Origin of the sequence: Streptomyces sp. TSRI0107, from assembly GCF_001905845.1 — a bacterium.
In the GTDB taxonomy this organism is placed as follows: domain Bacteria; phylum Actinomycetota; class Actinomycetes; order Streptomycetales; family Streptomycetaceae; genus Streptomyces.
Genome location: NZ_LIVZ01000001.1, coordinates 79422 through 94315, shown reverse-complemented (window position 1 = coordinate 94315; position 14894 = coordinate 79422). Strand labels below are relative to the sequence as shown.

General features: G+C 66.3%; 8 protein-coding genes and 1 pseudogene. 4 read left to right on the top strand and 5 right to left on the bottom strand.

Annotated elements, in window-relative coordinates; genetic code table 11:
* Positions 1–4: 4 nt before the first annotated feature.
* Entirely contained in the window at positions 5–205 is a 201-nt protein-coding gene (locus AMK31_RS00335; protein WP_073938224.1) for a DUF397 domain-containing protein, read from the top strand.
* Here AMK31_RS00335 and nadE read toward each other — a convergent pair.
* Together nadE and AMK31_RS40300 are read right to left on the bottom strand one after the other, a co-directional pair.
* On the bottom strand, positions 168–989 hold the full coding sequence (nadE, locus tag AMK31_RS00330; RefSeq protein WP_385310570.1) for an ammonia-dependent NAD(+) synthetase: 822 nt from the start codon (positions 987–989) through the stop codon (positions 168–170). The genes AMK31_RS00335 and nadE overlap by 38 nt on opposite strands.
* A gap of 278 nt (positions 990–1267) precedes the next feature.
* The gene (locus AMK31_RS40300; RefSeq protein ID WP_143204192.1) at positions 1268–1687 is read right to left on the bottom strand and encodes a hypothetical protein; all 420 of its coding nucleotides are present in this window, start codon (positions 1685–1687) and stop codon (positions 1268–1270) included.
* Between the two features lie 28 nt (positions 1688–1715).
* Between AMK31_RS40300 and AMK31_RS00325 the strand changes: the two genes are divergently transcribed.
* On the top strand, positions 1716–2183 hold the full coding sequence (locus tag AMK31_RS00325; protein ID WP_241842493.1) for a hypothetical protein: 468 nt from the start codon (positions 1716–1718) through the stop codon (positions 2181–2183).
* A 162-nt stretch (positions 2184–2345) separates the two neighbouring features.
* Here the strand turns inward: AMK31_RS00325 and AMK31_RS00320 are convergent, their stop codons facing one another.
* Positions 2346–2609, bottom strand: a complete 264-nt coding sequence (locus AMK31_RS00320; protein WP_143204191.1) for a hypothetical protein — start codon at positions 2607–2609, stop codon at positions 2346–2348.
* A gap of 212 nt (positions 2610–2821) precedes the next feature.
* Between AMK31_RS00320 and AMK31_RS00315 the strand changes: the two are divergent.
* Positions 2822–3364 (top strand): annotated as a pseudogene (locus AMK31_RS00315) (site-specific integrase); the annotation flags it as partial.
* A 72-nt stretch (positions 3365–3436) separates the two neighbouring features.
* Here AMK31_RS00315 and AMK31_RS00310 read toward each other — a convergent pair.
* Together AMK31_RS00310 and AMK31_RS00305 are read right to left on the bottom strand one after the other, a co-directional pair.
* Positions 3437–3679, bottom strand: a complete 243-nt coding sequence (locus AMK31_RS00310) for a hypothetical protein (protein WP_019891762.1) — start codon at positions 3677–3679, stop codon at positions 3437–3439.
* A 14-nt stretch (positions 3680–3693) separates the two neighbouring features.
* Positions 3694–10815: a polymorphic toxin-type HINT domain-containing protein gene (locus tag AMK31_RS00305; protein ID WP_241842492.1), complete on the bottom strand. Its 7122-nt coding sequence runs from the start codon at positions 10813–10815 to the stop codon at positions 3694–3696.
* A gap of 576 nt (positions 10816–11391) precedes the next feature.
* On the opposite strand from AMK31_RS00305, the gene AMK31_RS00300 reads away from it, so the two are divergent.
* Entirely contained in the window at positions 11392–14859 is a 3468-nt protein-coding gene (locus AMK31_RS00300) for a DNRLRE domain-containing protein (protein WP_073938221.1), read from the top strand.
* The last annotated feature ends 35 nt before the right edge of the window (positions 14860–14894 follow it).

Sequence of the window (14894 nt, the reverse complement as noted above, 5' to 3'; positions counted from 1 at the left end):
CCTCATGCCCACACCCACCTGGCGGAAGTCCAGCTACAGCGGCGACGCCTCGAACTGCGTCGAGATAGCCACCGCCGCCACAGCCGTCCACATCCGCGACTCGAAGAGGGCCACCGGCCCTCACCTCACGGTCCACCCCTCCGCTTGGACCGCGTTCATGAGCACCCTCAGGGAGCGATCGGCAACTGCCTCTTGTGCTCGGTGAGCCGGTACCGGCTGACGATCGCCTCGAAGGCGGGCTCGGCGACCGGCTTGCCCTCCAGGAAGTCGTCGATGTCGTCGTAGGTGACGCCGAGGGCGTCCTCGTCGGGCTTGCCCGGGTCGAGGGTCTCAAGGTCGGCGGTCGGGGTCTTCCAGACCAGCGCGTCCGGCGCGCCCAGCTCGGCGGCGATGGCCCGCACCCGCCGCTTGGTGAGCCCGGTCAGCGGTACGACGTCGGCGGCACCGTCGCCGAACTTGGTGAAGAAGCCGGAGACCGCCTCGGCGGCGTGGTCGGTGCCCACGACGAGGCCGTTCTCCGCGCCCGCCACCGCGTACTGGGCGATCATCCGCTGGCGCGCCTTGATGTTGCCGTGCACGAAGTCCTGGTGGTGCGCGTCCCGGAACACCGTGCCGCCGGCCACCACGGCCTCCAGCGCGGCGTCGCTCGCCGGCTTCACATCCACGGTCAGCACCCGGTCCGCCCGGATGAACTCCAGCGCCCGCTGCGCGTCGGCCTCGTCCGCCTGGACGCCGTACGGCAGCCGCATCGCGAAGAACGTCGCCTCGTGCCCGGCGTCCCGCACCCGCTCGACCGCCAGCTGGCACAGGCGGCCCGCGGTGGACGAGTCCACGCCGCCGCTGATGCCGAGGACGAGGGAGCGCAGGCCCGCCGAGGTCAGCCGCTCGGCGAGGAAGGCGACCCGGCGCTCGATCTCCTGCCGGGCGTCGAAGGACTCGCTCACGTGGAGTTCGCGGGCGATCTCCTGCTGCAGGGCTATGGGGACCAGGTCGCTCACGATTCTCTCCTTGCTCGGCCGCCGTCAGGGGTGCTCGTCACCACCAGCCGCGACCGTTCTTGCGGGCTGAGAGAACGCTACCGAAAGGGTGCCGCATCGCGCGCAACCGCGTAGCTCACAGCTGGCCCCCACAACGAGGTCTACGACGGTCAGCGGACACAGCCGCAACTCACCCTACGCACAAGCCCCGCCAGGGCACACCTGGCGGGCCCACTGCAGTGGCGTCGGAATATGCCGGACTCGGCATCAGTTCGGGCGCGATCAGCTGTCTACGCATCGGGGGGAATCTGTCGCAGCAATTCACCGTACGGGAATTTCATAAAGCCCTCGAAATCTCGCGCGATCACCTGCACCCCAGGCTCCTCCACCTTATAGAAATCACCGACGAGAGATCCACATTCCAGTCGAACAATCTCTCCGGTTTGACGATCGGCAGCAAACAATGCACCGCCCCCCGCAGACTCAAACACGGCGACAGTCCGATAGGGCACGCTACTCACCTGTGTTGGCTGAGCGCCGCGCAACCCCTCAACCACATACTCGGCCTCATCGACAAAGAACCCCGGACCGACATCAGGCAAGGGGATTTGCGCTACGCGCGAATAGAACTCGATCAAAACCCTCGCACCCGCGTCGCTCAAGACCGCAGCGAGCGCGTCGCGACCGCCACTATCGGCGGCTCCTGACACGTAGTGCTCCCCTGGCGGATACCCATACATGGTCTCGAACCCTGCGACGAACCGTGAGGCCAGGCGCGACATTTCGTCGAAGGACCGGGACCACGCCGACGCCCGCCTCACCGAAGCCCGTGCCCTCGCCCTGGCCACAGGGGAGTTGCCCGACTTCGGCGTCACCTGGGGACCGGTGAACGTCGGCGTTCACGCCGTGGCCATCGCCTCGGAGGCCGACGACTTCGGACGCGCGATCGAACTCGCCGAGGATGTACGCATTCCGCGCGGCTGGACCCGTTCCCGGGCCGGGCACCACTGGATGGACCTCGGCCGCACCCATGCCTGGTCAGGCCACCCGGAGCAGGCGCTGGACTGCCTGCACCAGGCCCGGCGCATCGCCCCGCAGCAGACCCGCTACCACCCGACCGTGCGAGAGACGATGCTCGCCCTGAGACGGCAGGAGCGGACGCGAAGCAATTCGCTGGCGCAGTACGCGGAGTGGGTCGGGATATAGCAGATCCCGGGCAAGGGCGACGACCCTGACGACCCAACTGCGGCAGCCGTGGTCCGCTGACGTTGCCGTCAGCATTGCCGTCAACAGATCGTGGGTGGGTCCCTCGGCTCGGGACCGAGGGACCCACCCATTGCTCCACCGGAACGGCCTGTTCGAATTCGGCTACTGCAGAAGTATCCTCATTCGCCGCGCGATATCAGCCGCCTTCTGGCGAACCTGGTCGCCGTTGAGCAGATCAGGCATGTCGAGGCCGGCTGAATCGTAGTCGTGCGCGACATAGAAGAGATCTGTCGCCGCCTGATAGTGCTCCTCGGAAGGATAGCGGTATGGATAGTGCTTATATAGCGGCAGACAGACGGTGGCAAATTCGCCCGCCGTAATCCTACCCTCGGCAACTGCCTCCGCCAGAACGAGCAGCGCCTCCATCTTACCCATCACAACTTCCCAAACATCGTGAGGTGCCAGAATTGATCGTCATTTACGTCCGTTTTCCATGCGCCCAACAGTTTTCCAGATTCGAGGTCGACCGACACATGTTGCCCTGTCCTCAGGTTCACATAGTGTCGAGCCGGTGTGCTGTTCCGCCACGTGCCATGAATCTGAACGTTGTTCGGGTCGCCAACGAACCTTTGCAACTCCTCCACTGGGATGACCTCGACCTCAACGCCGGAACGGCCAGCATCCGCCGCTCGCTCCAGCGCACCCGAACCGGCGGCCTCATCCAACTACCCACCAAGACCCGAGCGTCCGAGCGCCGCATCGCCCTCCCGACCGAATGCCTCCACTCCCTCAAGGAGCACAGGGAACGGCAGGACAAGGAGCGAGAGACAGCAGGGACGGACTGGAACGACAGCGGACTCGTTTTCACCACGCCGACTGGCCGGCCTCTCGACCCGGCCAACCTCACCCGCCGCTTCCACAGCTTCCTCAACCGGGCCGGACTTCGCCGCATCCGCTTCCACGACCTACGACACTCGACCGCCACCCTGCTCCTGGAACAAGGCGTCGACCTCGTCGTGATCAAGGAACTCCTCGGACACTCCCACATCGGCGTCACCGCCGGCGTCTACGCCCACGTCCGACTCCGCCTCCAACGCCAAGCCATCGACACCCTGAACGGCGCCCTCTGCCCTGTCAACGACGACCCCGACGACCCACCCGCCGCGGCAGGCGTCCGCTGACGTTGCCGTCACCGTTGCCGTCAAACGACACGAGGCCCTCCCGAAGAATTCGGGAGGGCCTCGCTTCAATGGCTATGAGATTTCCGCCAGCCATTCCCAGTCGCCGGGCCGGGAACGCAACCGGGTGAATCCCTGTTCGAGGCAGTCGCTCAGGCTGGAAGATTCAGCGCGGATGAATCCTTCGGGCCCCAGCCCCGGACCCGACATCACCAAAGTCCAGGGCTCGCCACCTTCCGCCATCCTCTCGTCATCCACCTTGAGGATCACGGTGACGCCTGAGCGGCCCAACTTCTCCATGAGCTGCTCGATATTCATTCCTTACGCTCCCATCAATAGCCCCTCAAGGCTGCCGAGATGTCACTGACGTCGTGTAGCTGACCTTTACCTACTCTGTCGATGACACTTCGGAGATCGGCAGAAGTGGGGCCACTTGTAACGTTGTTACGTTGCATCAGCTGCTCTACGACAGCTTGAGCCGTGCGCTTGTTTCCGTTGTTGAACATGTGACCACCAGCGATGTCACGAATCACGACGGCCGACTTATCCCAGAAGCTGTTATAGCGACTGGCGTTAGCCATGGTGTTCGCGGGCGAGCCACTCAGCAGGGTTTCACCGCCAAATCCACGGTTGATATCGGCGATCTCGTCAGGGGTCACACCCGCCTTGAAGCCACCGGTCAGCGGGCAGTCGGAATTGTGAACCAGGACCGGCGTAGCCCCTGCCAGCACATAGTACGTGTGCAGGTCATCAACAGTGAGGTTGTAAGTCCGTGCGTGCCTGGTGAACGCGCGGTTGCCCGTGACGACGACCGTTTCGCCCTTGTCGGTCAGCAGGGTCATGCCCGGCTTGAGCTCTCTCGCCTCGACCCAGAGGAGCGCGGAAGGGGACCAGAAGGGGTGCTCGTGGGTTGCCGTGAGCTTCTCGATGCCTTCCTCTGTGGCAATGGACAGCTCATTGAAGTGCTTATCGCCCTCGGTGCGGATCAGACGGGTGACCTCGCGCGCCGCCGTCTTACCGGTTTCCGGGTCGGTCGCCAGGACCTTGTCGCCCAGCTCGACGTCCTCGATGTCCTTGGTCGTGCCGTCGGCCATCAGGACGTCCGTCCCGGCAAGGAAGCACTTGCATCCCTTGGGACGCTTCGAGAGCCAGTCCTCGACCGCCTTGGTCCCCTTCTCGATCACCGAGTTGGGTACCAGCTTCAGAGCCTTGAGCCAAGGCAGGTCCGTTGACGCGATGGCACAACTCTTCACTCCGGAGCCGCTGAAGCAGTCCACCCAGTCCGAGGGATCAGGCATAAAGAGCGAGACACTAACCTTGAAGATCGTGTGCTCAAGTCCCGGCTTGTACCCCTTGAACACGGTCTTCTTGCCGAACCCCGGGTGCTCGCTGCCTCGCTTGGTGGTAGAGACAAGGTCGCCTGTCCCGCCCTCATAGACGTAGCGGGTGTTCTCGTAGTGGTACGACCAGGTGCCGTCAGGGTTCTGAGTCATCCAGTCCCGATAGCTGTCGTCACCGTCATCGCAGCCTCTGTCGCATGGGGTGACCGGCTTGAGCCCGTCCGGGTCGCTGGTGCTGATCGGGCTGTTCTTCGCATAGCTGTACCCGTTCATCTGGAGCGGGTCGGCGATGTCGATCAGCGGGTCCGCCGACAGGAAGCGCCCAGAACTCTGGTCGTACTCCCGGGCGCCAATGTGCGTCAGCCCCGTCGCCGCGTCGTCGATGCCCGTGCCCACGTAGCTGCGCTTGTTGGGCCAGCTCGTCGGCTTGGTGCCGCGGACCTCGCCGTACGGCTTGAAGGAACGGCGGGTCACGGCCTGGCCGGAGGCGACGTCAACCGACGTGTTGGCGGTGCCGAGGTGGTCGGCGAGGAGGACGCTGAGCTTGTGGCCGGTCGTGGCCGCGTTGGTGGTCGTGCGGACCACCGTGGGTGCGCCGGCCTGGCCGTAGGAACGCGATGCTCGGGTGATGGAGCCCGTGCTGTTAGTCGTCAGTTCCGTTTCGCCCAGGTAGAGGGTCGAACCCGTCGGTGAGTTCTCCAGGATGCGGTTGCCGGCGGCGTCGTAGACGTACGTCGTCTTGGTGCCGTTGTCCGTGATCGCGTCCAGCTTGCTCTCGGACGTCCAGTCCAGGGTCTGGTCCCTGTCGTGCAGGTCGCGGGCCTTGGTGTTGCCCGTCGCGTCGTACGAGTAGGTGCTGTCCTTGCCCGTCGGGGTCGAGGCGATCGACGTCATCGTGTGCGGCTGGGCCAGGTAGGGCGCGGTCGTGCCGTTGCCCGTGATCTGCTTGCCGTATCCGTAGCGGTAGGTGATGTTCTTCGTCGCGTCCACCGGGTCGTGCTCCGTCAACGTGGCGCGGTTGCCGATCCAGTCGAAGGTGAACGACTGGCGGTAGGCGGTGTCACCGGTGGAGACCGTGGCCGCGTCGGGCGCTGCGGCAGCGAGCGACTGCGTCAGCCTCGGGTCGGGCGTCGCCGAATCCGTGGACTCGTCGGGCGCGTCGGCGACCGGTCCGGTGGACGTCGCGTAGTCGGCGCGGTAGCCCCAGGTGGTGCCGTTGGCCGCCTTGCAGCCCGTGCCGTCCCCGAGGGGCTTGATGGTGGACGTCCAGGCGTGCGTCAACTCGCCCATGGCGTCGTACGTGAAGCACTGGGTGTCCCACGTCTTGGCACCGCTCTCGCTCGCGAGCTCGCGCATGCTGGACGTGATCGTGCCGGAGAGGTCATAGGAGTAGCGGTTGTCCGTGATGCGGTTGGCAGCCGTCTCCCGGTCGGCCACCGTGCGCTGGAGACGGCCGGTGTGCGGATCGATGAAGTTCGTCGTCCACACTCGGTAGGGCTGCGCAGCGGAAACCGTGCGCATGACCTCCCCGAAGGGGGAGTAGGTGACGTCGGACGTGTACCAGGTCAGACCCGACGTCGACTCCGGGAGGCCATCGGAGTTGTAGCGCGTGACGACCTTTTCCCTCGCCAGGCCGCCCTTCTCCGGCAGAGTCACCGACTGCGGCTTCCCTGTGGGCGTGTACGTGAAGGTGTAGGCGTACGTGCCGGAGAGGCCCGTGGTCATCGAGTTCGCCGGGATGACGGTCTCGCTCCGGGTGACGTTGTACTCGGCGTCGTAGCTGTTGACGCGGTTGACGTAGTCACCGTTCGGGGTGCGCCTGATGGACTCTGCCGGCTTGCCGACTCCGCCATACGCCGAGTCGTAGGTGAACGACTTGACGGGGGTGGCCGTCGCGGAGCCCTCCCGCACGTGGCGGATACGGCTGAGGGAGTCGTACTCGGTGAACGTCTCCTGCCCACGGGAGTTCTTGACGCGGTGCGGACGGTCGGCCTCGTCGTACCAGGTCTCGGTCGTGCCGGTGTCGGGGTCGGTGGTGGACGTCACCCGGCCGCGAGCGTCGTAGACGTAGGACCAGGTGTTGCCGGCAGGGTCGACGACCTTGCTGCGGTTGCCGCGGGCGTCGTACTCGTAGGACGTTGTGCGGCCCTCGTCGGCCCCGTCCTTGCTGTAGTGCTTGATCGAGGTGACGCGGCCGAGGGCGTCGTAGGCGGTCCGGGTGCGGGGGATCGTGGAGCCTGGTGGGTCGACGTAGGTGGACGTGTCGCCGTAGCTGGTCAGCGTCGCGTACTTGTACTGGTCGCTGTGGTAGATCCCCGCCCAGTAGGGGCGCTCCAGACCGTCATAGCGGTACTTGGTCGAACTGGCTATCAGGGATGTCGACCTGGGGGCGAAGAGCTGTGTGCTCGGGTCGCCCTTCGCCAGGTATCCGCTGGTCTTCTCGCTTACCAGGCCGTGGTCGTTGTACTTGGTGTCCACGATGATCCGGCCGGGGCCATGTGCCTCGGTCTGCCTCTGGACTTCGCGTTGCAGGCCGTCGTAAAGCGTGATCTCGCGGGCGTAGGTGCCGTCGTCCTTGAGTGTCTGGACGGTCACCGAGGCCGGGCGGTTCTCCTTCGAGGTCGCCACGGCGTTCTGGTAGGAGATCTGGACGGTCGGCGACTGGCCGACGGAGGAGCGCGACGGTGTCCAGCCCTTCACCAGACGGCCGAGGGCGTCGTACTCGTTGCGCGTGACCCGGCCGTTGGGGTCGGTTGCGGTCATCGGAAGACCGCGTCCCGGATCGAAGGTCAGGGTGGTGGCGTGGCCCATGGCGTTGATGGACCTCACCTTCGTCACCGGACCGCCGTCGTCCCCGGGGGTGTACTCGGTCTCGGTGGTGCCCGTGCCGGGCGCCGTCACCTTGCGGACTCGGCCCAGGGGGTCGTACGTCGTCGTCGTGACGTGCGAGTGAGCAGTGCCGGCCCCGTCATTCGTTGCCTGTGAGGTGAGCAATCCCTTGCTGGGAGTCGCACCGTGGGTCAGGTCGTCGTAGGTGTTCCGCACCGACGACTTGAGCTTGGTGGCGGGGTCGGCGGCGGGCTGAGCCGCACAGGTGGTGCCAGTGGTGCGCTGCTCCTTGACCAGTCCGATCAGCCACGCAGAGGTGTTGTGCACATACGACGTCGTGGTGCAGACCGGGTCGGAGAGCCCGTCGCCCTCGACGACTCCGGTCTCCACCTGTGTGGGCAATCCGTAGGTGTCGTCGACCTCGGTGGTGGTGCGGATGGTGCGCCAGTCCGCGTCGGCCCGCTGCAGTTGGTCCCTCCGCTCGACCCACACCCGGTGGGCGAGCAGCGGATCAGCGGCCGTTCCGTCCTCGTTCTCACGGGTGCGCGACGCGGTCTGCTTCGAGGCCGGGAAGGTGAGGGTGCGCTTCTGCTGCCTGCCGTCCAGGTACGTGATGCTTTCGGCGGACATGCCCGCGAACTGCGGTGCGTCCTCCGAGAGCAGTGTCTTCGTCCCGGTCGAGTCCTTCACCGCACCACCGACGCCTTGGAAGTAGCGCGTGACGCTGTGGGACTGACCGTTGAGCTGGCCCTGCTCGGAGGTGCTCTTGCTGCCCTTGCGGACGGAGACTTCCTGATAGCCCTTCCAGTCGCTGTGGGTGCGCAGCGCCGGCCGGGTGAACTCGTCATCGCTCTTCGCCCAGGCGGCCCCCGAGTACGCGTACTTCGACACGACGGGCCTGCCGCGCGAGGTCATCTTGTCGATCTCCGTGACGGAGTCGACGACGTACTTGTTGAACCAGACCTTCGATGGCGTCTTCACGTCCGGGTCGATCGACCACCGCACCGGGTAGCAGGTGCCGTTGCGCTCGCCCTTGTCCTCCCCCGGCGCCACAGCGCAGCCGCCGGTGTACTCCACCTCGATGTCACCACCATGTTCGGTGGAGACCGTGCCGATGCGGGGCCGGGTGAAGCCCGGCGTCTGATCGTCCTTGCCCGCGGGAACCAGGTTCGGCAGCTGACGGTCCGCGAGCCGGCCCTTCAGCGGCGAGTCCTTGCCCACCCGGTATTCGGAGAAGCTGACGCCGTCATCGGACTGGACGGTGCCCTTGGTGTCGCCGGGGGCGTAACCGGTGCGGGTGATGGAGTTCAGCCACAGACCGGGCGCGGAGTCGTACCAGTCCGCGGGGAACGACTGGTGCAGGGTGTACTTGTCGACCAGGCCGAGGCCGGTCTGACCCGCGCGGTGGGCCTTGGTGGTCACCTTGTCCAGGCGCATCTGCGTCCAGAAGGACGGGAACGCGGGGCACATCTTGGAGGTCGACTTGCAGTTGAGGTTGCCGGGAGTGTCCCACCACAAGCGGTAGGCGCCCGGGTCCTCGGTCTTGGCGAAGTTCGCCGGGTCACAGACGGTGGCCGACTTGAGGCAGCGCTGCTCGACGCCGAACTCGACCACCGCGGACGGGCTGGTCAAGGAGTCCGGCCGCATGCCGTACTCGATGGACGTCGGATAGGCGTAACGGTCGTACTGCTCAGGGCTCTTGTACTTCTCCCGGACGGCGTAGTTGTTCGTCTCCTGCTTCCAGTTGACGATCATCGTGTTGCCGTGGACGTCGACCACCTTGTCCAGCCCCCAGCGCCAGGCCTGGCGCTTGCCGGCACCGCAGCGCGAGTCGGCGAAGGCGGTGGCGTGGCAGGGCTCATCGGGGTGGTTGCCGAACACGGGAACGGTCGAGACGGAGTTCGTGTCGGCGTGGCCGCCGCCGACCTGGTGCTGTCCGTACACGTACTTGGTGCCGTCCACTGTGGTGACGACCCAGTACTCACCGTTGTTGTCACCGTTGGTACCGCCGACCCGGTGCTCGACGCGGGTGCCGTCGTCCTTCTGGAGGCGGTAGTACTCGGTCTCGGTCTCGGGCTTGCTGTCGGCTGTCGCGATGCGCACGAGTTCGTTGGTCTGGCCGTTGAGGGACAGCACCGCGTTGTACGACACCCAGCAGAGGTCGGAGGTCTTGTCCTTCGACGCCGTGTTGTTGGGTGTGCCGGAGTCGAGAGTCTTGCGGTCGTCCTTGCAGGTGCGGTAGCGGCGTTCGATATAGCCCGGGTCGTAGGTCCAGCCCTCGCCGATCCAGGACGCCTGGGGCGAGGAGACAGCGGTGCGGCCGTCCACCGTCTGGGAGTTGTAGGTGAAGGAAATCCTGGGCGCGGGTCCCGCTGGGGGGCTGGGCACGATGAGCGGGTACTCCCACACGAAGGCGCCCGACGAGCCGGCGACCTCCCACTTGCCGTCGGAAGCGAGCGGTGTCGCCTTGAAACTGCCGCCGTTCCCGGCTCCCGAGTCCACGGCGCCCACGACGGCCGTGTCACCGGCGGCCGCGGGAGTCGCCGATGTGGACGAACGGTAGGCCGCCTGGACGACGCCGGATCCGAAAGTGGAGTCTCTTTCCGCGGCGGCGGGCGTCACAGTGCCGTCGGCAGCCGGATCAACCGTGGCGGTGATGGACTTCGATGCCGTGTCGTTGCTGGTTTCCAGTTCCTCGTACGCCTGGCACGCCTCGTCGTCCGGCGTGGCCAGGTAGCACTCGGGGAACTGCACCAACTGCAACCGGGACGCCCAGTCGGCACCGTACAGGCTCTCGAACCTGGAGTAGTCGAGCTTCACCGACACCGGAACCGAACCGGTGTCAGGGGCCCGCACCACCATGAGGGCGCCGTCGATGCCCTGACCGACAGCGGAGGCACGGTCCGGGATCGTGACCTGCCAGGTGCCTGTCGGCGCCGGCTTGTCGGAAGCCTGGCCCAGGCTCACGGGCAGGGAGCCGACCGGGCTCAGCGCCACCTGCTCCGCCTCGCCACCGGAGGTGCGCACGGAAGCGGGAGTCGCGTCGGATCCGAAGGTGACCGTGCCGCTCACGTTGGACGGCGGAGTGACCGTGCCGGGCAGCGGGGCGGTCAGATTGGTGGGTGCCAGTGCTTTGAGTCTCTCCAAGCGCCGGGAAGCGGCGCTGGCCAGACCGGGCACCGGCGTCTCGCGCTTGAGCTCCTCGAGAACCAGCGACTCACGTCCGACCTCCTCTTTCGCCGGGTCCGGCGGCAGCGCGAGTGCCTCGGCGGGCAAGAGGCCCACCAACAACGCTGCCGCGGTCACCGGCACGGCGATGCGCGCCAAACGCCCCCTGCGAACACGGGCATACGTGAGTCGACGGAACACGGCGAGGCCCCCCGGACCACTCCAAGCGGGATCAGCGAAGGACCACGCGTGAGACGTATCAGATCATGCAGATTCTGTGATCACTCTGTGACGGAAAGCCATAGACGAAGTGATGATGTGACAACCATCACGGAACGTAACGACTCGTGACGCACTGAATATGCTGCAAAACGGAGGACGCTTCCCATTGGGATTAGTCCAGTTCTTTGACCTCATTGGGACACGCCCGCACCTTGCACTCCAAAAGCCGGAGACCTATTCGGACACACCCGGACCTTCCGGCTTCACGCAGGAGCCCTTCGGTCGGTGCGGGCCGCCGACCTCGACGCTTGCCGGCAATCGGCGCAGCCTCTGATAGGTCCCCTCACACCGCCTGCACAGCTTCGGCACAGGGTGACGACCGTTCCCCCATGAGTCATCATCAGCGAGCCCGGCCGTACGCCCTGGCGTGCGCCGGTTCCGAGGGGATCAAGGGGGAAGGGGACTTGCCCGATGACGCGCAACTGGCGCCATGGCTCCGGCCGACGGGCCGGCGCGGCGCTGCTCGCCAGCGCGCTCGCCGTGACCGGTGTCGTCTACGCAGGGCTGCGACTCGACGGCCCCGGGCCACAGGACGACAGCGGTCACGCCCGGCCCGCCAAGCCCGTGACGGAGAGCGTCGCGCTCAAGAAGGCAGCTCGCACAGGCAAGCCCGTAGAGGTCACCACCGCGCGCACGGCTCACTCCACCACCTGGGCCCGTCCCGACGGCCTCATGGCGAAGCGGCTCTACTCGTCGCCGATCCGCGCCAAAGTGGATGGCGAGTGGCACGACATCGACCGGAACCTGCGCCGCACCAAGGACGGCTATGAGCCGCGCGCCACCAACACCCGCATGGTGTTCTCGGCTGGTGCGAGCGGACGCGGTGAGGAGCGGGCCTCGCGTTCAACCGTGCAGCGGGTCTCCCTGGTGAAGCAAGCCGAGACGGAGGACACCGGTACCCCCCTGGTCACGCTGTACGTCGACGGCGGCACCCACGCGATCCAGCTCACCTGGCCGGGCCCTGTCCCCACCCCGATCATCGACGGCAATCGCGCCCTGTACCCGGAGATCTTCCCCGGTGGCGACCTGGTGCTGACCGCCGACGACGACGGCTTCGGGCAGTTGGTCGTCCTGAAGAACCGGGCGGCAGCCTCCGACCCGCACGTCCGGCAACTGGTCTACGGCCTTCACTCCGCCTCACTCACCTTCCGCCTCGAACCGCTCTCCGGCATCGTCAGTGCGGAGAACGCCGACGGGGACGAAGTGGCGATGTCACCGACGCCGCTGATGTGGGACAGCAGCGGATCGCCCGCTGTCACGGACGGCGCCGTCGGGGCGACCGCTCAGCCGACCGCGCCCGAACCCGCCGACTCCGGCAGCCCCTCTCCCACCGACGGCACCAGTCCGAGCCCGAGCACCACCGAAGAGGAGCCTGTCGAGTCCGACGAGCAGAGCGACACGGACGTCGAGGTGCTGCCCTCCGCGACCGACGGCCCCGAACCCAGCCTGTCGGACTCCCCCCTTCCATCGATACCGCCCGAGCCGGCTCCAGAGCCATCACAGACCGGCTCGGCGGCCACGCTCAGCTTGCCGTCCCTGAACGGTCCGTCCCCCGACTCACGCGGCGACCTCGTCGAGACCGACCTCGGGCCGGGCAAGTGGCTGCTCACTCCCAGCCAGGAGTTCCTGACCGACCCGGCGACGACCTACCCCGTCTTCATCGACCCGTCGGTCAAGAAGCACGTCCAGAACTGGACCACCGCGTACGACCGCCACCCCAACGCCACCTTCTACAACGGCAAGGGCTTCAACAAGAACGGCACCCACGAAGCGCGCGTCGGCTTCGAATCGGACACCTGGGGCACCTCCAGATCCTTCTTCAACATCGAGTTCGACAAGGATCTGGAGGGCACGAAGATCATCAAGGCGAAGCTGTACCTGCGGGAGACGTACTCCTGGTCGTGCAGCGCGAGGTCCATGAGCGTGCACGTCACCGGGCCCATCGATTCCCGCACCAACTGGAAAAACGCGCCGCGCCTGCACGACGGCAACAAGCTGGCCACGAAGAGCTTCGCGCACGGCTACAAGTCCGGGTGCCCGGACGCGTACGAGTCTTTCGACGTGCGCAGCGGCGCGCAGCAGACCGCGGACGACGGCGACGACACCATCACGTTCGGACTGCGCGCCCGCGACGAGGACTCCCAGTACGCCTGGAAGAAGTTCCAGGCCACCGGCGATTTCCCGCCGACACTGGAGCTGGTCTACAACCGCAAGCCCTCGATCGTCTCGAACTCGTTGGACCTCGGCCCTGGGGGTAAGTGCACCACCACCAGGCCGTACATCCGTATGGGCTCCGGGAATCTGACCTTCACCGCCGAGGCGACGGACAAGGACAGGAACCTGAATTACCTCGACTTCGATCTATGGAAGACGGGTGAATGGAAGAAGACGGGCGACCTGCTCGGCTCGGTCGGCAAGGTTTCGACAGGCAGTGACTCCGACACTGCGAAGAAGACGACCGGCGAGTTTCCGACAAGCAAGCTCGCGAACGGCGCCACGTACTCGTGGCGGGTCCGGGCCGTCGACGACGCGGGGTCGTCCTCGGCGTACCACCCGCGCAAGGCCCCATGTCGGTTTGTTCTCGACACGGCCGCACCGAAACCGCCATTCGTGATGTCCACCGACTTCCCCAACGCGGACGACAGTGAGAACGGTTTCGGCAACGACGCCGAGGACACCACCTGGAGCATCAAGAAGTTCGGCACGCCCGGCACTTTCACCCTTATCGCTCGTGACGGCGATGTCGCGAGGTTCGAGTACGGGTTCAACTCACCGAGTTACACCGGTTCCATCAGCCCCCTCACCAACATCTCCTCCATCAAGGATGCCAAGCCACCGGCCGCCGGCCCCAACGTGTTGTACGTCCGTACGGTCGACGACGCGGGCAACGTCTCGGATCCGACGAAGTACTTCTTCTACGTCCCCCCGCGCGACCAGGCCGACGCGCCTGGCGACTTCACAGGCGACAAGCTCCCCGATCTCATGGCCGTCACGGAAGCCGGCAACCTCGCCCTCTATCCCTCCCAGGCCGACAAGGATCTGCTCAGAGGGACGGGCGACCTGGACTACTCCATGCCGGGCGCATACCGCGCCAACCCCGACAAGGATCCCAACGGCGGCGACGACACGCCGCCGTACGTGGCCGCCCCCAACGGGCACTTCAAGGGCTCGCTGATCACCCACAACGGAGACATCCTCGGCGGTGACGGTCTCCAGGACCTGGTCGTCCGCGTCGAGGGCAAGCTGTGGGTGTACCCAGGGGACGGTTACGGCGCCGTCAACATCGACAAGCGGCAGGAGATCCTGCTCCCCGAGAATGCACCCAGCCCCGCGACCCTGACCCAGATCGTGGCGGCCGGCGACATCACCGGCGATGGCCGCACCGACTTCCTAGCCACCGTCGGCAACGGGACTGACGACGAGCTCTGGGCCTTCACCGGCTACCACGGTGCCACGGTCGACCAGGCGATCCTCCTTCTCGGGTCCGGCTGGAAGGACCGGGACATCGTCACTGTGCAGGATGTCTCCGGTGACAGCGTCGCCGACCTCGTCTACCGCTCCAACGTCTCCGGTCGGCTGCTGTTGCGCAAGGGCGTCGCCGACTCAGGTGGTGGGGTCGCCCTGACGTCGCTCGCCTCCGCGGCGAATTCGTCCGGCGGATTGGATATCGAGTACGCCGCCTCCGGCTGGCTCTCGAGCAGTGTGCCGCTCCTGGCGGGCACTCCAGACGCCAACAACGACGGCGTCCCCGACATCTGGGCCATCCGATCCGACGGTTCCGTGCGCTTCCACGCCGGCGGCAAGACCGCCCTCACCGGCTCGGGGACGGAGATCATCGGCCCAACAAGCTACTGGAAGACACGCATCGCCATCGGCTGACGCAGCTGGGGGCCCGCCCGAGAAGGGCGAGCCCC

Coding starts and splice junctions, on each gene's coding strand:
- AMK31_RS00335 (WP_073938224.1), top strand. CDS start 5: ATGCCCACACCCACCTGGCGGAAGTCCAGCTACAGCGGCGACGCCTCG.
- AMK31_RS00325 (WP_241842493.1), top strand. CDS start 1,716: ATGGTCTCGAACCCTGCGACGAACCGTGAGGCCAGGCGCGACATTTCG.
- AMK31_RS00320 (WP_143204191.1), bottom strand. CDS start 2,609: ATGGAGGCGCTGCTCGTTCTGGCGGAGGCAGTTGCCGAGGGTAGGATT.
- AMK31_RS00310 (WP_019891762.1), bottom strand. CDS start 3,679: ATGAATATCGAGCAGCTCATGGAGAAGTTGGGCCGCTCAGGCGTCACC.
- AMK31_RS00300 (WP_073938221.1), top strand. CDS start 11,392: ATGACGCGCAACTGGCGCCATGGCTCCGGCCGACGGGCCGGCGCGGCG.